The following is a 20,528-nucleotide window of genomic DNA, read 5'->3' as shown; positions in this document are numbered from 1 at the left end:
AATGAATAAGGTTGGTTTTTTTCGGTCGATCCAATTTAAGATTACCTTGATTTATGTGCTTTTGATTATCATCGCGATGCAAGTCATTGGTGTGTATTTTGTCAATCAGGTAGAGAAGTCGCTGATTACATCTTATGAACAATCGCTTAATCAGCGAATCGACAACCTTTCTTATTATATTGAGCAGGAATATAAGAGTGATAATGACAGCACCGTCATTAAGGATGATGTCAGCCGTATTTTGAATGACTTCACGAAGAGTGATGAGATTCGGGAAATTACTTTTGTTGATAAAAGCTATGAAGTGGTTGGCTCTTCAAGGCCATATGGAGAAGAAGTTGCAGGGAAACAAACGACGGATCTCATTTTCAAAAGAATTTTTTCTACTAAACAGTCTTATTCTAGAAAATATTATGACCCGAAAAGCAAAATAAGAGTCCTCATTTCCGCAAAGCCCGTTACCACTGAAAACCAAGAGGTTGTCGGAGCGATTTATGTGGTAGCGAGCATGGAAGATGTCTTTGGCCAAATGAAGACCATCAACACAATACTGGCCTCCGGCACTGGTTTGGCCCTCGTTTTGACAGCCCTTCTCGGTATTTTTCTAGCCAGAACCATTACCCACCCGCTTTCAGATATGAGGAAACAGGCAATGGAGCTTGCGAAAGGGAATTTCTCCAGGAAGGTTAGAAAGTATGGTCATGATGAAATTGGACAGCTCGCCACAACGTTTAATCACTTAACGAGAGAGCTTGAAGATGCACAGGCCATGACAGAGGGTGAACGCAGAAAGCTTTCCTCTGTTATTGCTTATATGACGGACGGCGTTATTGCCACAAACCGAAACGGAGCAATTATCCTCTTGAACAGCCCGGCGCTGGAGCTGCTGAACGTTTCACGTGAAACAGCTTTGGAAATGCCGATTACAAGCTTGCTGGGGATTCAAGAGAATTATACATTTGAAGATTTAGTTGAACAGCAGGACTCTATGCTGCTCGAAATTGAGCGGGACGATGAACTGACAGTGCTTCGCGTCAATTTCTCCGTGATTCAAAGGGAGCATGGCAAAATCGACGGCTTAATTGCGGTCATTTACGATGTAACCGAGCAGGAGAAAATTGATCAGGAACGCAGAGAGTTTGTGGCGAATGTATCACACGAGCTGCGGACGCCGCTTACGACAATGCGCAGTTATTTAGAGGCGTTAGCTGAAGGTGCGTGGGAAAACAAAGACATTGCACCGCGTTTCTTAATGGTGACGCAGAATGAAACAGAGCGGATGATTCGGCTTGTAAACGATTTGCTTCAGCTTTCTAAATTTGACAGCAAGGATTATCAATTTAATCGTGAGTGGATTCAAATCGTCCGATTTATGTCCCTCATTATTGATCGCTTTGAAATGACGAAGGAACAGCATGTGGAATTTATCCGCAATCTGCCGGACAGAAACCTGTATGTAGAGATTGACCAGGATAAAATTACGCAGGTACTCGATAATATTATTTCCAACGCTTTAAAATATTCTCCTGAAGGCGGACATGTCACCTTCTCGATTGACGTAAATGAAGAGGAAGAACTTCTCTATATCAGTGTTAAGGATGAAGGGATTGGGATTCCGAAAAAGGATGTCGAAAAAGTCTTTGACCGCTTCTACAGGGTCGATAAAGCGAGAACGAGAAAGCTCGGCGGTACCGGTCTGGGACTTGCCATTGCGAGGGAAATGGTTCAGGCGCACGGCGGAGATATTTGGGCAGACAGTGTAGAAGGAAAAGGCACAACGATAACGTTTACTCTTCCATATAAAGAAGAACAAGAGGATGATTGGGATGAAGCGTGAAAATATAAAAACAATATTACTTACGGTACTTGTCGTCATCAGTCTTGTTTTTACATGGAGCATATGGACATTTCAGCCTAATTTTTCTGAAGGCTCGTCATCAGCGGAGTCTATGGTGCGTGAGAAACATAAAATTGAGAAAAATACCCAAAAACTGTCTGAAACGGTAAAACCGCGGGAAATGTTTATTCATGATGACGGTGCTCATTATAAGGTCGATGATGAAACACTTTATGATGAAGTCTGGTCAGATTTGCCGCATTGGGATGTAAAAGGCATTAAAGATATATCGGATCAATATGATAAGGCCGGATTCAAGAGCTGGTTTTATGGAAGAGGCGGTTCTGCTGCCAAGCTTGATCTGCAATTCAGTGACACGATACCTATTGATATTATTCAAACGCTGCTTAAATGGTCCAATCAATCGTTTGAATACAGCTCGTTTGATCATATTATGATCCCATTCGAAGAAACAAAAACGAATAAGAAGATTTATTTGGTATCATACAGCAAGCAGCTTATTCTGGAAGTGACGGTTGAATCAGCAAACTACCGGAATATCATGAATGATTTACAAAACAAAAAATCAAACATGCCTGCGTACAGCTTGTTTTCGATCGGAACAAAGAAAGAGTTCTTGCTTCCGAACAAATCGCTTACGATGGATAAAAAGGAATTTGTCACGGAATCAATTAAGACAAACACTTTTAAACAGGCACTGTTCAGCGATCCGAGCATCGTAAGAGAAGATTCAAATTATAATAACAGAAATGTACTGACGGATGGCATCAGCCGTTTAGATGTCAGCCTGACTCAGCGGCAGGTTCAATTTCAGCAACGTAATTTAGTGCAGAGCACCTCGTATCAAACAGGTGAGTTAATCAAAAAGAGTCAGAAATACCTAGAGGATACAGGAAGCTGGACGGATCACTATCAATTTTTTAATATCAATGACAGCCAGCAGCTGAGTTTCTATATCTTTATGGACCAGCTCCCGGTCATTAACAGCATGTCTAAACCGTTTGGCGGCACTTCGGCGATCACCGTGCAATGGGCCAATGACGATATTCTCAGCTATAAACGGCCGAACTACAGTCTTGGAACGAATCCGATTAAAACAAGTGAAACAGAGCTGATGAGCGGCAGTGAAGTGAGGGCTCTTCTATCCAAACAAACGGCGTATGATACGGACAAAATTGATCAGATTTTCCCTGCGTATCAGTTGGTGTCAACATCAACTAACGATGATCCTCTTGTTGAGCTTGAACCGGTTTGGGCTATGAAAATAAACGGAAAAATGGTGCCGATTACGAAGGAATTATTGACGAAGGAGGGGGCAGACAATGGAGTGGAATAAGACAAAAACAATCTTCATCGTTGCCTTCCTCATTTTAGATATTTTCTTAGGCTATCAGTTTTTTGAGAAGCGATCGATCAGTAAAGAATATGAAGTCATTAAAAACGATGTAGAGCATGACATGAAGGCAGATCATATCACGTATGAAGGTCTGGATAAGGAAGCGATAGAAGGCTATCGGATCACGGCGAATCAAAAGGTCTTCACGAAGGATGATATCGAATCACTCAAGGATCAAAAGCCTATGATGGATATGCCTAGTGATGATCATAAAGTAACGAACCTAAAGATGAAGTTTACGAGCCCGATTGGCCTTTCCAAGAAAAACATAGAGGGCGATGCACAGGCGCTTGTGTCTTCTAAAATTCAAGATGGTGAAAAATATAAGCTTTGGAAGGTGGATAAATCTAAAAAAGAAATCATTTACTTCCAAACGTATGAAGGCCATTACATTTATCAGAAGACTGATAACTCCTCTAATATGATCGGACAAGTGATTTTGCATTTAAACGATAAAAACGAGGTTGTGTCATACGAGCAGTCGACCCTTGAGACCTTTAAGCAGATTCAGAAAGAAAGCTTAATTACTGAGCTTGATGCGGTTGAATTATTGTACTATCAAAATCAGTTAAAAGAATACTGCACCATAAAGAGTGTGAAATTCGGCTATGTGGCGCAATATCCGCTGACAAGTACGCAGGTACTGGCGCCGGTATGGAGAGTTACGGTGGAGTATGATAAAAAAGTGAACGGCGAGAAAAAGAAAGTGCAAGAGTATTTTACTGTGAATGCTTTGGAGAGTACGATTTTAGATACAGATCAATCAAAATAATGGAGTGAACTGAAATGAGCTTGCAATTTAGCGTACTTGCGAGCGGGAGTACGGGAAATGCGTTTTACCTGGAAACAGAGGATCACGCGTTTTTAGTGGACGCCGGTTTGAGCGGGAAAGCCATGGATGGATTAATGGCGCAAATCGGACGTAAGCTGGATGATGTGGACGGCATTTTTGTGACGCATGAGCATAGTGACCATATTAAAGGCCTCGGCGTCATCGCCAGAAAGTACAAGCTTCCGATCTATGCGAACGAGAAGACGTGGAAGGCGATGGAGAACCAGATCGGCAAAATTGATACCGATCAAAAGTTTGAGTTTCCGATGGAGACGGTGAAGTCGTTTGGCGGACTTGATGTAGAATCGTTTGGCGTCTCTCACGATGCGGCTGAGCCCATGTTTTATGTGTTTCATTGTAATGGGCGCAAGCTCGCGTTAATGACAGACACAGGATATGTCAGCGACCGGATGAAGGGCATTATCCGTTCGGCGAATGTGTTCGTTTTTGAAAGCAATCATGATGTTGGCATGCTTCAAATGGGAAGATACCCTTGGAGTATTAAGCGGCGCATTTTAAGTGACGTCGGGCACGTTTCAAATGAAGATGCTGCTTTGGCGATGACTGATGTCATCGGCGATGAGACATCTCGTATCTACCTCGCCCATTTGAGTCAAGACAACAATATGAAAGAGCTGGCCAGAATGTCTGTTCAGCAGACCTTGGCTTCTAAAGGGTTTGTGGCAGGCGAGACATTTGATTTGTTTGATACCGACCCGAAAAAGGCTACTCCGCTTTGCGCTGTATAATTTTTTCTTGTGTAACATGACTATTATAGGAGTTTCTAATCCACAATATAACCATATCAACGTTCTCTGAAAGGATGGAATATGGTGGATTACGAGCGTGAGGAACATAATACTCCTGAACAGCCGAAGAGAAGCAAAAAAGGTTATTTTCTTTCAAGTCTGATCGGGGTGATTGTCGGCGCTGTATTGATGGCGTTTCTAATGCCATACCTTTCAAATGAGGGGTTAGATACAGGTGAGGCAGATCAACAGCTGAACAACAGGCAGGAACCAATTCGAACAGTGAATGTCAGTGTGAACAACGCTGTCACTAAGATTGTCAGCAATGTGTCGCCAGCTGTTGTCGGTGTCGTAAACATTCAAAAAACAGATATTTGGGGAGAAAGCGGTGAGGCTGGGAGCGGCTCAGGCGTCATCTACAAGAAAAATGACAACTCAGCTTATGTCGTGACCAACCATCATGTGATCGAGGGCGCTTCCCAAATTGAAATCAGTTTAAAAGACGGTTCGCGCGTGTCTGCTGAGCTTGTCGGCAGCGACCAGCTGATGGATCTTGCCGTCTTGCGGGTGAAAAGCGATAAAATCAAAGCCGTCGCTGATTTTGGCAATTCAGATAAAGTGAAATCAGGCGAACCGGTAATTGCGATCGGCAATCCGTTAGGCCTTGAATTTGCAGGCTCTGTCACACAGGGCGTCATTTCGGGAACAGAGAGAGCGATTCCGGTTGATTCCAATGATGACGGTCAGCCTGACTGGAATGCAGAGGTGCTGCAAACCGATGCGGCCATTAACCCGGGGAACAGCGGCGGCGCTTTGTTAAATATGGACGGAAAAGTCATCGGCATCAATTCAATGAAAATCGCGGAGTCAGCGGTTGAAGGGATTGGCCTGTCTATTCCATCTAAACTTGTGATCCCGGTGATAGAGGATTTGGAGAAATATGGCGAAGTGAAGCGCCCGTTCCTTGGCATTGAAATGAAATCGTTAAATGATATCGCAAGCTACCATTGGGATGAAACGCTGAAGCTTCCTAAACATGTGACCAACGGAGCGGTGATAATGGGTGTAGATGCCTTTTCACCTGCCGGAAAAGCGGGACTCAAGGAACTGGATGTCATCACTGAATTTGACGGGCAAAAAGTAAATGATATTGTGGATCTTCGGAAGCGTCTTTATCAAAAACGTGTCGGTGATCGGGTGAAGGTGACGTTTTACCGAGGCGGAAAAGAAAAGTCCGTTGAAGTGAAACTGTCCTCCGCAGATCAGTTAGGAAGATAATAGAAGCAGTCTGGCACCAATGCCAGGCTGTTTTTTATGTAAAAAAGCGGAACGGGGTCACGCCCGTTCCATAGAAAATACATGGATGTTACACGTGAAACAGTGTGTAAGGGCTTGTCAGCTTTCCATTTTCAGCGTTTATTTTATGTATGATTACTGGTTGTTATTTTGCGTGCAGAGAAAACTTCTTCAGCCGGTATTGCAGGCTTTGTCTGCTGATGCCGAGCTCCTGGGCGGTTTTTGAAATGTTATGGCCGTGTTTTCTTAGAATGTTCTCGATCACATATTTTTCGAAGCTCTCCATTTTTTCTTTTAAATCAGCTGTTGGCTGGTGCCCTACGGTTTCTGGCTCCGATGTGTCAGCCGGCTTGATTTTCATGCGGTATTGATATGGCAGATGGTTAGCCGTAATCATTTGTTCATCTGTCATGAAATTCATCGCACCCTCGATCATATGCTCAAGTTCGCGAATATTGCCCGGCCAATCATAGGATAAGAAAAATTGCTTCACATCTTCACTGATCTGTTCGACATTCATTTGAAATAGATGGTTGTTTTTCTGGATGAACTCCGACGCGAGAAGCAAAATGTCCTCTTTGCGCTCCCGAAGAGGCGGGATGATCAGTGTCACGACGCTCAGCCTGTAATACAAGTCCTTCCGCATTCGTTCTCCCGCAATGGCATCAATCGGGTCTTCATTCATCGTGGCGATAATGCGCACGTCAATCGGTGTATCCTTGGTCGAACCAATGCGTCTGATTTTCCGTTCTTGCAGGGCACGCAGCAATTTTGCCTGCAAGCTCAAATTCAGCGAGTTGATTTCATCTAACAGAAGTGTGCCGCCATGGGCTTGCTCAAACAGGCCAGGCTGGTCAACGGCACCTGTAAACGCACCTTTTTTCGTCCCGAACAGGATGCTTTCCACCAGGCTGTCAGGCAGAGCCGCACAGTTTTGAGAAATAAACGGGCCGCTTGATCGGTCGCTGCCGTTATGGATACTTTGTGCGAACAGCTCTTTTCCCGTGCCGGTTTCACCTGCGAGAAGCACCGATGAAGATGTTCGGGTCGCCCGCTTGGCGTTTTCAATGACATCCTGAATCGCCGGACTGGTGCCGAGAATACTGTCAAATGTGTACGTCGCGTTTCCTTTTTTATTCATATTCTCTCTGATCAGGCGTTCAAGCTTTGTCACATCCTTGGCAATTTCGACAGCGCCTTTGATTTCGCCGTCTTGGACAATCGGATATGTATGATTGATCGTCGTGATTTCCTGGCCTTTATTATTGAAATAGCTTTGCTTTACATTGTTGATCGTTTTGCCTTCCTGAAGGGCTTGCACAAGCGTGCTGTCCTGCTGCTTCGAAAACATAAACACATCCATCAGGTTTTTATTTAAGACGTCCTGCTTCTCCATATCTTCAATCTGCATCATTTTGTTGTTATAAACAATGGTGTTTCCATGCTCGTCCACCACGTGCAGGCCGACATCAATTTCATCCAAAATGCTCTGAAACACTAATGTGAGGAATTCGCTGTCTTTGACCAAAGTATAAACCTCCCTCATTTATTTTCTTAATATTGCTTCTATTTTATAAAAGAATGGAGAGGATATGCAAAAGAATTTTGCACTTTATGAAAATTTCGCGCGAAATATCTGAATATTTTTGCACCCATGCCTCGAATATTGTAGAAAATACACGAATGTGCGAGGTTGGCACGAAACTTGCATTTATAAAAAGGGAAAGCAGGATATAGTGTTGAAACAGAAAACAAGGGGGAATTCAAATATGCCAGCTTTATCAAAATCCAAAGAAATTATTGATCAGACGTCTCATTACGGTGCCAACAATTATCATCCACTGCCGATTGTTATTTCTGAAGCGCTGGGTGCTTGGGTAAAGGACCCGGAAGGCAATGAATATATGGATATGCTGAGTGCTTATTCTGCGGTGAATCAGGGGCACAGACATCCGAAGATCATTCAGGCATTAAAGGATCAGGCTGATAAAATTACACTGACGTCTCGCGCGTTTCACAACGATCAGCTCGGACCGTTTTACGAAAAGGCGGCTAAGCTGACGGGTAAAGAGATGATTCTGCCGATGAATACGGGGGCTGAAGCGGTTGAGTCTGCGGTAAAAGCAGCGAGACGCTGGGCTTATGAAGTGAAAGGCGTAGCCGACAATCAAGCGGAAATTATCGCATGTGTCGGGAACTTCCATGGCCGGACGATGCTTGCGGTTTCTCTTTCTTCTGAAGAAGAGTATAAAAGAGGATTCGGTCCGATGCTTCCGGGAATCAAACTAATCCCTTACGGAGATGCGGAAGCGCTGCGCCAGGCGATTACGCCAAACACAGCGGCATTCTTATTTGAACCGATTCAAGGCGAAGCGGGCATTGTGATTCCGCCTGAAGGGTTTTTGCAGGAAGCGGCGGCGATTTGTAAGGAAGAAAATGTGCTGTTGATTGCCGATGAAATTCAGACGGGTCTCGGACGTACAGGCAAGACATTCGCTTGTGACTGGGATGGCATTGATCCTGATATGTACATTTTGGGGAAAGCGCTTGGCGGCGGTGTGTTCCCGATCTCATGCATTGCGGCGGACCGGGACGTTTTAGGCGTGTTTAACCCGGGCTCACACGGCTCCACATTTGGCGGAAATCCGCTGGCGTGTGCGGTGTCCATCGCCTCACTGGAAGTGCTGGAAGATGAAAAGCTGGCGGAGCGTTCTCTTGAGCTTGGCGAGTATTTTAAACAAGAGCTGGAGAGCATTGATAACCCTATCATTAAAGAAGTCCGCGGCAGAGGGCTGTTTATCGGTGTGGAACTGACGGAAGCGGCGCGTCCGTATTGTGAGCGTTTAAAAGATGAAGGACTTTTATGCAAGGAAACGCATGATACCGTCATTCGTTTTGCCCCTCCATTAATCATTTCCAAAAAGGATTTGGATTGGGCGATTGAAAAAATTAAGCATGTGCTGCAAAAGGCATAAATCCGCATCATGGCGGGATATTCACTTCGTTTGTATAAATTTACAACATAAAAATTAGCACTCCCTATTTGCTCAGCTACAGTATTTTAGTATAATGTATCTTTATGAGAAGAAGTGAATTTTATATTAAATAGATAGAGACTCTTTGGACAGCAAACTGGGATACGCACCATGTAGATGTTCCAGCTTAGATCCAATACAAGTTGCTGAAGGGGTGCAGAATGTGAATACGAACCAAGATAACGGAAATCAGCTCCAGCGGACAATGAAATCTCGCCACTTGTTTATGATTTCATTGGGCGGAGTGATCGGAACCGGTTTCTTCCTGGGAACCGGGTTTACCATTAACCAAGCGGGGCCGCTCGGTGCGGTTCTGTCTTATTTAGTGGGCGGCTTTATCATGTTTTTGACCATGCTTTGCTTAGGGGAGCTTGCGGTCGCCTTTCCTGTGTCGGGGTCCTTCCAGACCTATGCGACAAAATTTATCAGCCCGGCCTTCGGGTTTGCGTTCGGCTGGCTGTACTGGCTCGGCTGGGCGGTTACATGCGCTATTGAATTTTTATCAGCGGGACAGCTGATGCAGCGCTGGTTTCCGCATGTGGAGGTCTGGATCTGGTGTCTGGTCTTTGCGGCCCTCATGTTTACCTTAAATGCGATAACCGCGAAAGCCTTTGCAGAATCTGAATTTTGGTTTTCGGGCATTAAAATATTGATTATCCTTTTATTTATTATTCTCGGCGGAGCCGCTATGTTCGGCTTCATTGACCTAAAAGGCGGAGAGCAAGCACCGTTTCTGACGCATTTTTATGAAGATGGGTTATTCCCGAACGGCATAAAAGCAATGCTGATCACAATGATTACTGTGAACTTCGCGTTCCAGGGAACAGAGCTGATTGGGGTTGCTGCGGGAGAAAGTGAAAACCCTGAAAAAACGATTCCGCGGTCAATCAGACAGACGGTTTGGAGAACACTGGTCTTCTTTGTTCTATCAATCGTTGTCATTGCCGGCATGATTCCGTGGAAACAGGCGGGAGTCGTGGAGAGTCCGTTTGTTGTCGTATTTGAGCAAATCGGAATTCCATACGCTGCTGACATCATGAACTTTGTGATTTTAATCGCGCTGTTATCCGTTGCAAACTCAGGACTATACGCATCGACACGTATCCTGTTCGCGATGGCGAATGAAGGACAGGCCTTCAAAGCGATTGGCAAGACAAATAAACGCGGTGTGCCGATGAACGCGTTAATCGTAACGATGGCTGTTGCCTGCCTGTCACTTCTGACAAAATTTGCGCAGGCTGAAACCGTATATATGGTGCTTCTATCCTTGGCGGGCATGAGCGCACAGGTCGGCTGGATTACGATTTCGCTTTCCCAAATCATGTTTAGACGCAAATATATCCGTGAAGGCGGCAAGACGGAAGATTTGAAATTTAAAACACCGCTATATCCGGTGCTTCCTCTGATCGGCCTAACGTTAAATACAGTCGTTCTCATCAGTCTCGCGTTTGATCCGGAGCAGCGTATCGCGCTGTATTGCGGAGTACCGTTTATGGTCATTTGCTACATCATTTATCATGTCGTCATTAAAAAACGCAAGCAGGCAAATCGTCAGCTAGAGCTTTAAAAACCTTGTCCGCAAGTCATCTTTGTTATAACCCGCATAGGACATTATCTTATATGTTGAGGTGGAATCACAGATGGATAAAACGATTTCGGTTATTGGAATGCCAATGGATTTAGGACAAGCACGACGCGGAGTGGACATGGGGCCAAGTGCCATCCGGTATGCCCATCTGATTGAGAGGCTGTCAGAAATGGGTTATACGGTTGAAGATCTCGGGGACATTCCGATCAGCCGTGAAAAGATTAAAAACGATGAAGAACTGAAAAACCTAAATTCTGTACTGGCAGGAAACGAAAAGCTCGCTCAAAAGGTGAACACCGTGATTGAAGAGAAAAAATTCCCGCTTGTTCTGGGCGGCGATCACAGTATCGCGATCGGCACGCTCGCAGGTACAGCGAAGCATTACGATAAGCTCGGCGTCATCTGGTATGACGCGCACGGTGACCTGAATACGCTTGAAACATCACCTTCAGGCAATATTCACGGCATGCCGCTTGCGGTCAGCCTCGGCATCGGGCACGAGTCACTGGTTAACCTTGAAGGCTACGCGCCTAAAATCAAACCGGAACATGTCGTCATTATCGGCGCCCGGTCACTTGATGAAGGAGAGCGCCAGTATATTAAGGAAAGCGGCATGAAGGTGTACACCATGCATGAAATCGACCGTCTCGGCATGACAAAGGTGATCGAAGAAACCCTCGAGTATTTATCAGACTGCGACGGCGTCCATCTCAGTCTTGATCTGGACGGACTTGATCCAAACGACGCACCGGGTGTCGGAACCCCTGTCGTCGGCGGCATCAGCTACCGCGAAAGCCACCTGGCTATGGAAATGCTGTATGACGCAGGCATCATCACCTCAGCTGAATTCGTTGAGGTCAACCCGATCCTTGATCATGAAAACAAGACTGGCCAAACAGCAGTAGAGCTCGTAGAATCCCTGCTAGGGAAGAAGTTGCTGTAGACATGTGAAAACCCCCGCATCCCAGCGGGGGTTTTTTATTATCCAATCATTTTCTCAGCGACTTTCATCTCTTGTGAGTGGGATTGATGATCTGCAATAAACCAGCCGGATAAAAACACTGCTGCAACGCCTGCGCCAATTAGAAACTTTTTCATTTACATAACCTCCGTTTGTTTAATGAGTTCCTCAATCTGTAATGCTTCATAAAAAAAGTGGGCAGCTTCTTTGTAAAGCTCGTTTTCCCTATACCGTTCGCCAGCCAAAATGGAAAGTTCTCTTACACTGTCGTATTCTCTCTCCGACATCAACACATCCATATGTTCTTTGCATAAGTGAAACGTTTCCGCATGACCTCCTTCTGCGTAAATGGCATATAAAATATCAATTTTTGCCTCACATACCTTATTCGGCTCAGTATTTAATTTTTCCTTCAATTTTTGGTAATAAGCTAGGGCCTGTTCTTTCTTTTCCGTCTTAAACAGCTCTCGTATCAGCAAGTAAACAGAATGATAGTAATAGGCAGATCGGGCGTATTCTTCGTTCTGTAACGCCTCTTCTAATTTTGAGATCGCCTCGTCTGATTTGCCGCTTTGGGCATGGAGAAGTCCAAAGTTATGTAAAAGCTGGGCTTCAAAAAAATGGTCCTCTAATTCTCTCGTCATATGAATGGCTTCATCCAAATAGCTTTCCGCCTCTTCAAACTGGTTCATCTCGGTAAAATTGCCTGACATCGTAATTAACGCGGAGGCGAGTTTCTTTTTGTAGTCCGTTTCTTCTCTGAACGTTTTGACCGCTTGCCGTGTATGGTTGAGAGACACAATATTTTGTCCCAGCTTATAATAGAGCTTTCCAACCTTCAGATGAAATTCGGCCTTTTCGATCGGATCGGGGATGTTGCTGAGATACTGCTCCGCTTCTTTATAGAGCCCGATGGCAATTTCGTAATGATTTTTATAGGCTTCATACATGCCTTCAAACAGAAAAAAGTAATATTTCAGCATGTCTGACGTAGCATTCATATGAGGAGACTCCTCATGCTGAAAGCCCAGCCCTCTCGCTTCATGAAGCAATACTTTATGTCGCAGTTCTAATAAGGAGAAGTAGGCAAGCACCTCCTGATCCTCTTCCATATCATCCAATAAAGGCTTCACTTCTTCAAAGATACGGGCGGACTCTTCAACTTCATGTTTCTTGATCGCAAGGTACCAATCGTTGAGCATGTTAGCGATTTCTGCAGGTGCAATCTTATTCATTTGAAACTCCCTTCTCTATTCATTTATCAATCTCATTGCTTATCATGATAGTAACACCTCCTTCTATTTTATGTAAAATCCTCTAGTCAATAAATAAAGGAGAGGCGATATGACCATTACGCTGACACCTATGCAAGCCGAGGAATTTCGATCCTATCTGACATACACGACTAAGCATTATGCAAAAGAAAAGATAAAGGCAGGATCGTGGCTCCCTGAAGAGGCCATGCTTTTGTCCAAACAGACTTTTTCTGATTTGCTGCCGAATGGGCTGCACACGCATCATCACCATTTGTGGAGTATCATCCTGAACGGAAAGGAAACGGCTGGCTGGCTCTGGATTCACGCAGAACCGGAACACCCGCAGCAGGAAGCGTTTATTTACGATTTCGGATTGTATGAATCATATCGGGGAAAAGGTTTTGCGAAGCAAGCCTTGAACGCACTGGATGAGATGGCGGGAAACATGGGCATTCGAAAGCTGTCTCTCCACGTATTCGCTCACAATGAGACGGCAAGGCGGCTGTATGAGCAAACCGGATTTCAGGAGACTGATGTGATCATGAGTAAGAAGCTTTAGGCCTGGGGAAGGCCTTTTTTTGTGAGACAACCTTCCTGTAAATGATTTCTAAAAATTCTGTAAATCACCTAGTTACCTTCCACATTTCCCTAATATAATGTTGATAAAGGAAAGCATCTTTCCTACACACATGAAAAGAGGAGATGTCATGAGTATGAAGAAAAAGGTATCAATTATTTTGGTAGCGCTTACAATGTGCGTCGGCCTGTTTGTTTCTCCCGCAAAAGCTGCGAGGACCACGAACTATGCTGAAGAAATCGCAGCGCTTCAGCCAGGCACGACCGCAGAAGAAATCACAAAATCCGCCAGCCAGATTGCCAAACAGCAGCACGTAAAGACCGATGTGATTCTCAAACAGTTTTACAAGGAAATCACCGACGATAAAGCAGAAGGTGACCAGCTCGCCAAGGAAAGCGGCATTTCCGTGATGGGCGGCTCATCCGGTACGAAAAAACTTCCCACTAGCACGAAAGGAAACATCTACTACACCAACTCCTACACAGCCTACTACAACCATGGCCACGTCGGTATGTACTCCGCCGCTGACAAGATTGTTGAATCGGTTCCAAGCGACGGCGTCAGGCAGATCGCTTATAATGCCAGAGACGTGGAAGACAACTCCATCGTACAAACAGTCAACGTCACCTCATCTAAAAAAACATCCGCTGCCGACTGGGCGGTATCAAGAGTCGGCGACCCATACTCATTTAACTTCGTCAATAACAGAAATACCGGCCATGACGGCGCCAAAAACTGTTCGAAGCTCCTATGGTCTGCATTTTTACTGAAAGCCGGCATTGATATCGACAGCAATAAAGGATTAGGCGTTTACCCGCGCGACATCACAAGTTCTTCCTATACGACAACCGTCATGACGATCAATTAGGGAGACGGTTATGAAAAAGTGGATGATCACCATTGTCATGCTGATTCTCGCAGGAATCGCACTATTTGTCTTCGTTTCTCCTCTCAAAAGCCATAAAGCCGTGAGTCAGCAGGATCTCCGAAACCCTGATTTTCTGAACGACAAAGAAGTCCTGCTGTATTTCTCAACCTCAGCGGATCAAGATGCATTCGGCGGCGGGAAAAGCTATGCCCTGTTTATCAGCCAAGACAGGTCGCTGTCTTCATTTCAGATGAAGGGCCTTGAGCTGGGTTCCGCCAAGGTTCATGACGACAGTGTGATGCTGGAGGACAAACACACGATTTTCACGATCAAAAACGGCTTGCAATCCCATAAAAGAGCCTATCAGCATACAGGCGATAGCGCAGGATTTCTGCAAAAACCGGACGGCTTTTACACCCTCTACAATTCCGGCTACAACAAAAAGGGAGACGGGTACCGCTCAGAGCTGTACCGCCAGTTGGACGGGGAGTGGAAAAAAGACGTCATCCCCTACTACATCCGAGCCTCCGGTTTTCACGGTGGCGCCATTTACGCACTTGTCCCGACAGACGACGAGAAAGGCTATCAGCTCCTTCAGGTTCAGGCCGATCAAAAGAAGCTTACCTATCACGCCATCACGGAATGGCAGTATCGGGAAGGAGCCTCAATCGAGTCTCAGCTTGCTGCGGACGATCAAGCTGTATATGTGATGGTTCGGGGGCAAAAAGCCAGCAATCTCTATCAAATGGTGAAAATCAATAAGAAAAACGGCAAGGTGGAGCTTTACGATATCGCCGAATACAAAAACGACGAGCAAACAATATACAGCTCTATGCCATTCAGCTTTAAAAAAAGCTTTTTCTCGTATCACGGGTCCCTGTATTTCATTGACGGCTTCGGAAAGGTATACAAGATCGATGCAAAGACAGGAAAAAGCCGGATTGCCTTCGCCCTTTTCCCAGAAAAAATGAAGGCCGATTTCAAAGAAATTACACAAAAAGGCAGCAGCCTCTATTTCTTCACATATACCTACAACCAGCCTGCATACATTGAACAATACAGCCTGAAAACCGGAAAGAAAGTGAAGGAAAAAGAGATTGGGAAGGTAAAGGAGATTGTGAAGCCGAAGAGTCATTTGAAGCTGTATGATTTTGAGGTGATGAAGGATTTTTAAGGTGAAGGGGGTTCCGACTTGGGAGCCGTTATACTGCTCATCGTTTTTGTTTTTCCGATGATGTCAGGCGTAATTGGTGCAGCGGGTTATTTCATATGGAAGAAAGTTTGGATTGGTCCGCTCATCGTGCTTATTGCGAGTTTGATATTGTTGTTTACGTTAGCCTCTGGCAACAGTTCATTCATGTTTTGGGTTGTGCTTTATACTGCAATTGCGTTAGCAGCCAGTGTTGTCACATTATTTCTCAGGAAATTATTATTCAACTGACCACTGTTTATGAAGAGACTTGTGAAGTCTCTTTTTTCTGTTACGCAATTTGATACATACCAATGATAGAACGTTGTCCAGCCTCCATCTAAACATGGTTCAAAACTATAAAGCTCGAATGGCCTTTTCAAGCAAACAGGTGTTAATTACTGTAAAATGAAAATATAAAATGGATGCAGATAAAGGAGGAAGCATATGCGCACCAAACGGGTCATTCTTCTGGCTGTTATCATCAGTCTGATTTCGGCGGCTACGATGTTCCTGTTAAACGGAGGTAAAGCAGATTGGTTCGACATCATCGGAATCATTATCGGCTGCTTTCTTGGCATATTTGTTGTTGTAAGAATACAGAAAAAGCAGGCGTGAAAAAGGGAAAGGGTCATGCCGAACCGAAGTCATGTTCAAGGACGCAAAGTCCAAACACATGAATGGGAGGAATGGCGTTGACAGGAAACAAAGCGGTTGTGTACAAAGGCAAAGGAAACGTGGCGGTGGAGGATATCGGCTATCCGGAGTTAATCTTGAAGGACGGGCCCGGCGTTCCGAAGGCGAATGTGAATCGGAAATGTGAGCACGGGGTGATTTTGAAGGTGATTACCACAAACATTTGCGGAAGCGACCAGCACATGGTCAGAGGCCGCACGACGGCGCCTGATGGCTTAGTGCTCGGGCATGAAATTACGGGAGAAGTCATTGAAACGGGTCGGGACGTTGAATTTATCAAAAAAGGCGACATCGTATCCGTTCCCTTTAACATTGCCTGCGGACGCTGTGTGATGTGCAAAACGCAGAAAACGCACGTGTGCCTGAATGTCAATCCGGACCGGCCGGGATCGGCTTACGGTTACGTCGATATGGGCGGCTGGGTCGGCGGGCAGTCGGAATACGTCATGGTGCCGTACGCCGATTTTCAGCTGTTGGTCTTCCCGGATAAAGAACAGGCGTTAGAAAAGATTCTCGATTTGACGATGCTGTCCGACATTTTTCCGACAGGATTTCACGGTGCATATACAGCGGGTGTGCAAACAGGGTCGACCGTCTATATCGCAGGAGCGGGACCTGTCGGCTTAGCCGCTGCGCACTCCGCCCAGCTGCTTGGCGCTTCTACAGTCATTGTCGGGGATTTGAACGAGGACAGACTGGCACAGGCGAGAAGCTTTGGCTGTGAAACGGTCAACGTGCAAAAACACGACCGCCTCGGCGAGCAAATTGAACAAATACTAGGTGAACCAACCGTTGATGCCGCAGTGGACTGTGTCGGCTTTGAAGCATCCGGGCACGGCAGCCAAGGAGAAGCGCCTGCCGCCGTGCTGAACTCGATTATGGATGTCACCCAGGTCGGCGGAAGTCTCGGTATTCCAGGCTTATACGTGACCGAAGATCCCGGTGCAAAGGATGCGGACGCCAAAACAGGCTCTTTAAAAATCCGCTTCGGACTCGGCTGGGCCAAAGCCCACACCTTCGTTACCGGACAAACACCCGCTATGACATACAACCGCAATTTGATGAAAGCGATCCTGAGCGGCAGGGCGCAAATCGCAAAAGCCGTCAACGCCACTGTCATTTCTCTGGACGACGCGCCAAAAGGATACAGCGACTTTGACAAAGGAGCGGCGAAGAAATTTGTGATTGATCCGCATGGAACATTGCAATAAAAAAAAGCCGGCCGTTCAATCGAACGCCGGCTTTATTGCTGATAATCGGTTTCTTCAAAGCGATCTCCTGATTCGTCTTGGACAATTAAATCCCCTTCGATTTTGTCCAGTCCAATCAGAATATAAGGGTTTTTCTCATTTTCCTCGCGAGCCGGCTTTCGTTTCACAGTTACAATCGTTTCTTTAGGTGAGTATTTGACGTCTGACACCTCAAGCTTCTTATCCTTATCGCTGCTTCCGAGAGACACAATAACCATCTTTCTACCTTCTAAAATGGTGAAGACTTGATACCCTTTTACGTCATCATGTGTTTGAAGGTAATTTGCGTATAATTCTAGCTCGGAACTGCCTTCACCGATCCGATCCTTCTCTAACACCCAATAAGACGACTGACACCCAGCAAGCAACAACATGATCACAAAAAGCCAAACCCATCTGAAGCGCACATGCAGACCTCCCCAAACATCGGTTACATCCAAACTAACATACGAGCGAAATAGAGTCATCAACAGCTTGTTTGTCGATTTGTGGATAAAACTCAGCCCGAAGCACTACTAACATGTGAATAAATAGGTTATATTGGGAAGAGAATATTTGCAAAAATGCAAGAAACCATCGGAGGATTTGAACATGAAACAAACGTATTATTCCTGTGAAGAACACATCGAAACCGTGCTGGATATGTACATAGACGACCACGAACTGCCGCCCGAAATCAGAAAAATCGAACATACTAACAGTTTATCCACAGCCTGTGAATTATGTGGAGACCCCGCAGTATATATAGTGGGGAACGAATGATCTTACACAAAATACAGAAAAGATATCCACAATTGTGGACAACATATATGAATAACTTGTTTCTAAAGTGGGGATGACCTGTGAATATCAATATTGTGACAATCGGAAAACTAAAAGAAAAATACCTCAAGCAAGGCATTGAAGAATACACCAAACGACTTTCGGCCTACGCAAAAATCGACATCATCGAACTCCCGGACGAAAAAGCGCCGGAAAACCTAAGCGACCAGGACATGAAAATCATAAAAGACAAAGAAGGCGACCGCATCCTATCAAAAATCAGCCCCGACGCCCACGTCATCGCCCTCGCCATCGAAGGAAAAATGAAAACATCCGAAGAACTAGCCGATACAATAGATAAGCTGGCTACTTATGGAAAAAGCAAAGTCACCTTCGTCATCGGCGGATCACTTGGGTTGAGTGACGCGGTGATGAAGCGAGCGGACGACAAGCTGTCGTTCTCGAAAATGACGTTTCCTCATCAGTTGATGCGGTTGATTTTAGTGGAGCAGGTTTATCGGGCTTTTCGGATTAATCGTGGGGAGCCTTATCATAAATAAAAGCGAGAATTTCTTAAAGAGGCAGAATTTTGGAGTTGTGATGGAAATCGATTTGTTACAAATATAAGGAATTGTAAGTGTCGGAAGATCTCCAATAACTTTTTGAAGAAGTATAACAAAGTAAATCTAATATAAAAATAAATAAATTAGAGAACGGCTCCAAAAGAGACTTTTGAGCCGTTATTTTTTGCATGTTTATCTCATTACTCCTTATGTTAGGAGGATTCTGAATTAATTTTATTTAATAACTTTCTATATTTAATGAAGGTAGTAAAACGCCAAATCAAAAGGTAAGTAAAGGCAACTAAAAAAAATATAAATGAAAGTGAATAGGTAGGTATACCTTTAAGATATAAACTCAATAATAAGCGTATTACTAGAAGTACAATTAGAGACAAAAAAAATGCTCTATTTGGTTTAGTGTAAATGTTTTTATGGTGCCTGATTTCAAAATTAGTCGTCAAAATCATAGGAATAGAAAAAAATACTCCCAGACATAGAGCTGTTAGGAGCTCCAATCTAGTTAATTGTAAATTGGGGTTTAACAACATTGAGAACCCTGGCAGCATATATATAACTGGAAGTAAAATTCGAATTCCAGTTCCTTTGATTGGATTTTTTATTGCCACACTTCTCCTCCAAACAACCAAACCAAAAATAAAAATAATTATAATAAAAATATACAAACTCATTGATTGCCCCTCCATCTGTGTCAGCTTAAAACTGAAATTCACTTATGCTAACCAACAGATATGATGTTATCTAATTTAGCTTCCAAAATAGTATATTAATTTACGATAATTACATATAAACATTAACAAGCTAGATGACCCCTAGTTTAGAAGCTCTATTAATAATATCAATACGTGTTTTAACATTTAACTTATTCTTAATAAGATAGATATAGTTTCTTATTGTTCGATCAGACAAGTAAAGGGTATTAGCAATTTCTTTCGTATTTTTGCCTGCATGTAATAGTTGGATTACATCAATCTCTCTAGTTGTTAAAGAAGTTGTGAACAACTGTGAATTTCTTTTCACTTCTGGCGAAAATATTTTATTTCCACCATAAATAGATCTTAAGGAGAAAACTAATTTATCAATAGTGATGTTTTTAAGTAGGAATCCGTCAATTTTCAACTTAGAAGCTTCTTGATAAAAGTTATAAGGGAAATTTGAAGATATTAAAACAACTTTGCACCCCAATTTTTCTTTTTGTATTGCCTTTGCTAGCTTTATTCCATTAATACCATCTAGCTTTATTTCGGATAGTACAATTTCCGGATGTGTTAGGTAAATCTTTTCGATAGCTTGTTCTCCATCTGTACCAGAACCAACAATTTCAATTCCTTTTTGTAAACTTAATAGTTGTTTCAAGGCGTCAAGAATCATAATCTGAGATTCTAGGAGGAATATTTTCATTCGACTGACCTCCAATAGGTTTTATTAAGTTATAAAAAAATATATCATTATACAGCTTTTATTTCAAATGTTTACCTTGTAAATATATTGAATCTTTTTGACGTTTTATGACCAATAGACTTTTTAAATATATTCTAATATTTAATCATCAATAATATGCTAATAATTAACATAATCGATGGTTTTGTAGGAGGATATGACCCGTGTAAATAAGATAAATAATCTAAAATAAG

21 protein-coding genes are annotated in these 20,528 nt (G+C 43.9%); 16 read left to right on the top strand and 5 right to left on the bottom strand.

The genetic code is table 11. The features are described from left to right. The first annotated feature begins 1 nt into the window (after position 1). The 5 genes from walK (at position 2) to NSU16_RS20165 (ending at position 6,113) form a co-directional block, all read left to right on the top strand. Complete coding sequence (gene walK / locus NSU16_RS20185) at positions 2 to 1,837, top strand: cell wall metabolism sensor histidine kinase WalK (protein WP_010332598.1); 1,836 nt, start codon at positions 2 to 4, stop codon at positions 1,835 to 1,837. After that, a complete protein-coding gene (yycH, locus tag NSU16_RS20180) occupies positions 1,827 to 3,194 on the top strand; it encodes a two-component system activity regulator YycH (RefSeq protein WP_268449227.1) in 1,368 nt (455 codons plus the stop codon). Before walK ends, yycH begins: the two co-directional genes overlap by 11 nt. Continuing rightward, a complete protein-coding gene (gene yycI / locus NSU16_RS20175; protein ID WP_010332596.1) occupies positions 3,181 to 4,026 on the top strand; it encodes a two-component system regulatory protein YycI in 846 nt (281 codons plus the stop codon). Before yycH ends, yycI begins: the two co-directional genes overlap by 14 nt. Before the next feature lie 14 nt (positions 4,027 to 4,040). After that, on the top strand, positions 4,041 to 4,835 hold the full coding sequence (locus NSU16_RS20170) for an MBL fold metallo-hydrolase (protein ID WP_010332595.1): 795 nt from the start codon (positions 4,041 to 4,043) through the stop codon (positions 4,833 to 4,835). A gap of 81 nt (positions 4,836 to 4,916) precedes the next feature. Further along, positions 4,917 to 6,113 (top strand): S1C family serine protease, encoded by a 1,197-nt coding sequence (locus NSU16_RS20165; RefSeq protein ID WP_268449230.1) that lies wholly within the window; start codon positions 4,917 to 4,919, stop codon positions 6,111 to 6,113. A 163-nt stretch (positions 6,114 to 6,276) separates the two neighbouring features. Here NSU16_RS20165 and rocR read toward each other — a convergent pair whose 3' ends face one another. Beyond that, positions 6,277 to 7,659 carry an arginine utilization regulatory protein RocR gene (gene rocR, locus NSU16_RS20160; protein ID WP_168749266.1) on the bottom strand — a complete coding sequence of 461 codons (1,383 nt, stop codon included), beginning with the start codon at positions 7,657 to 7,659 and terminating at the stop codon, positions 6,277 to 6,279. A gap of 241 nt (positions 7,660 to 7,900) precedes the next feature. On the opposite strand from rocR, the gene rocD reads away from it, so the two are divergent. The 3 genes from rocD to rocF all read left to right on the top strand — a co-directional run bounded on the left by rocD (position 7,901) and on the right by rocF (position 11,697). After that, positions 7,901 to 9,106: an ornithine aminotransferase gene (gene rocD, locus NSU16_RS20155; protein ID WP_024123511.1), complete on the top strand. Its 1,206-nt coding sequence runs from the start codon at positions 7,901 to 7,903 to the stop codon at positions 9,104 to 9,106. A 223-nt stretch (positions 9,107 to 9,329) separates the two neighbouring features. Further along, entirely contained in the window at positions 9,330 to 10,733 is a 1,404-nt protein-coding gene (locus NSU16_RS20150; RefSeq protein WP_168749264.1) for an amino acid permease, read from the top strand. A gap of 73 nt (positions 10,734 to 10,806) precedes the next feature. Continuing rightward, a complete protein-coding gene (rocF, locus tag NSU16_RS20145) occupies positions 10,807 to 11,697 on the top strand; it encodes an arginase (RefSeq protein WP_339191820.1) in 891 nt (296 codons plus the stop codon). Positions 11,698 to 11,735: 38 nt separating this feature from the next. Here rocF and NSU16_RS20140 read toward each other — a convergent pair whose 3' ends face one another. Further along, a complete protein-coding gene (locus tag NSU16_RS20140; protein WP_339191819.1) occupies positions 11,736 to 11,852 on the bottom strand; it encodes a Phr family secreted Rap phosphatase inhibitor in 117 nt (38 codons plus the stop codon). Continuing rightward, the gene (locus tag NSU16_RS20135) at positions 11,853 to 12,950 is read right to left on the bottom strand and encodes a Rap family tetratricopeptide repeat protein (RefSeq protein WP_339191818.1); all 1,098 of its coding nucleotides are present in this window, start codon (positions 12,948 to 12,950) and stop codon (positions 11,853 to 11,855) included. It abuts the gene before it with no gap. Between the two features lie 109 nt (positions 12,951 to 13,059). Here NSU16_RS20135 and NSU16_RS20130 point away from each other — a divergent pair, with 109 nt between their 5' ends. From NSU16_RS20130 to fdhA, 6 genes are all read left to right on the top strand, one after another. Continuing rightward, positions 13,060 to 13,530 carry a GNAT family N-acetyltransferase gene (locus tag NSU16_RS20130; protein WP_268445065.1) on the top strand — a complete coding sequence of 157 codons (471 nt, stop codon included), beginning with the start codon at positions 13,060 to 13,062 and terminating at the stop codon, positions 13,528 to 13,530. 148 nt (positions 13,531 to 13,678) lie between these two features. After that, positions 13,679 to 14,416, top strand: coding sequence for a YiiX/YebB-like N1pC/P60 family cysteine hydrolase (locus tag NSU16_RS20125; RefSeq protein WP_229148257.1), 738 nt, complete (start codon positions 13,679 to 13,681; stop codon positions 14,414 to 14,416). Positions 14,417 to 14,426: 10 nt separating this feature from the next. Then, positions 14,427 to 15,590, top strand: a complete 1,164-nt coding sequence (locus NSU16_RS20120; protein ID WP_339191817.1) for a hypothetical protein — start codon at positions 14,427 to 14,429, stop codon at positions 15,588 to 15,590. A gap of 18 nt (positions 15,591 to 15,608) precedes the next feature. After that, the gene (locus NSU16_RS20115) at positions 15,609 to 15,857 is read left to right on the top strand and encodes a DUF2651 family protein (RefSeq protein ID WP_326331362.1); all 249 of its coding nucleotides are present in this window, start codon (positions 15,609 to 15,611) and stop codon (positions 15,855 to 15,857) included. A 195-nt stretch (positions 15,858 to 16,052) separates the two neighbouring features. Beyond that, on the top strand, positions 16,053 to 16,223 hold the full coding sequence (locus NSU16_RS20110) for a hypothetical protein (protein ID WP_010332581.1): 171 nt from the start codon (positions 16,053 to 16,055) through the stop codon (positions 16,221 to 16,223). A 62-nt stretch (positions 16,224 to 16,285) separates the two neighbouring features. Then, the gene (gene fdhA, locus NSU16_RS20105; protein ID WP_326331363.1) at positions 16,286 to 17,512 is read left to right on the top strand and encodes a formaldehyde dehydrogenase, glutathione-independent; all 1,227 of its coding nucleotides are present in this window, start codon (positions 16,286 to 16,288) and stop codon (positions 17,510 to 17,512) included. 32 nt (positions 17,513 to 17,544) lie between these two features. Here the strand turns inward: fdhA and NSU16_RS20100 are convergent, their stop codons facing one another. Further along, complete coding sequence (locus NSU16_RS20100; RefSeq protein ID WP_326331364.1) at positions 17,545 to 17,958, bottom strand: hypothetical protein; 414 nt, start codon at positions 17,956 to 17,958, stop codon at positions 17,545 to 17,547. Positions 17,959 to 18,142: 184 nt separating this feature from the next. Here NSU16_RS20100 and NSU16_RS20095 point away from each other — a divergent pair, with 184 nt between their 5' ends. Further along, positions 18,143 to 18,313 carry a CxxH/CxxC protein gene (locus NSU16_RS20095; RefSeq protein ID WP_003236479.1) on the top strand — a complete coding sequence of 57 codons (171 nt, stop codon included), beginning with the start codon at positions 18,143 to 18,145 and terminating at the stop codon, positions 18,311 to 18,313. A gap of 80 nt (positions 18,314 to 18,393) precedes the next feature. Next, positions 18,394 to 18,873, top strand: coding sequence for a 23S rRNA (pseudouridine(1915)-N(3))-methyltransferase RlmH (rlmH, locus tag NSU16_RS20090; RefSeq protein ID WP_106021845.1), 480 nt, complete (start codon positions 18,394 to 18,396; stop codon positions 18,871 to 18,873). A gap of 822 nt (positions 18,874 to 19,695) precedes the next feature. Here the strand turns inward: rlmH and NSU16_RS20085 are convergent. After that, positions 19,696 to 20,295 carry a response regulator transcription factor gene (locus tag NSU16_RS20085; RefSeq protein ID WP_326191333.1) on the bottom strand — a complete coding sequence of 200 codons (600 nt, stop codon included), beginning with the start codon at positions 20,293 to 20,295 and terminating at the stop codon, positions 19,696 to 19,698. Positions 20,296 to 20,528 lie beyond the last annotated feature (233 nt).

This window comes from Bacillus sp. FSL K6-1003 (genome assembly GCF_037964945.1).
GTDB classification, from domain to species: domain Bacteria; phylum Bacillota; class Bacilli; order Bacillales; family Bacillaceae; genus Bacillus; species Bacillus mojavensis.
The sequence above is the reverse complement of the archived record's forward strand: the minus strand, read 5'-3'. Positions and strand labels throughout refer to the sequence as shown.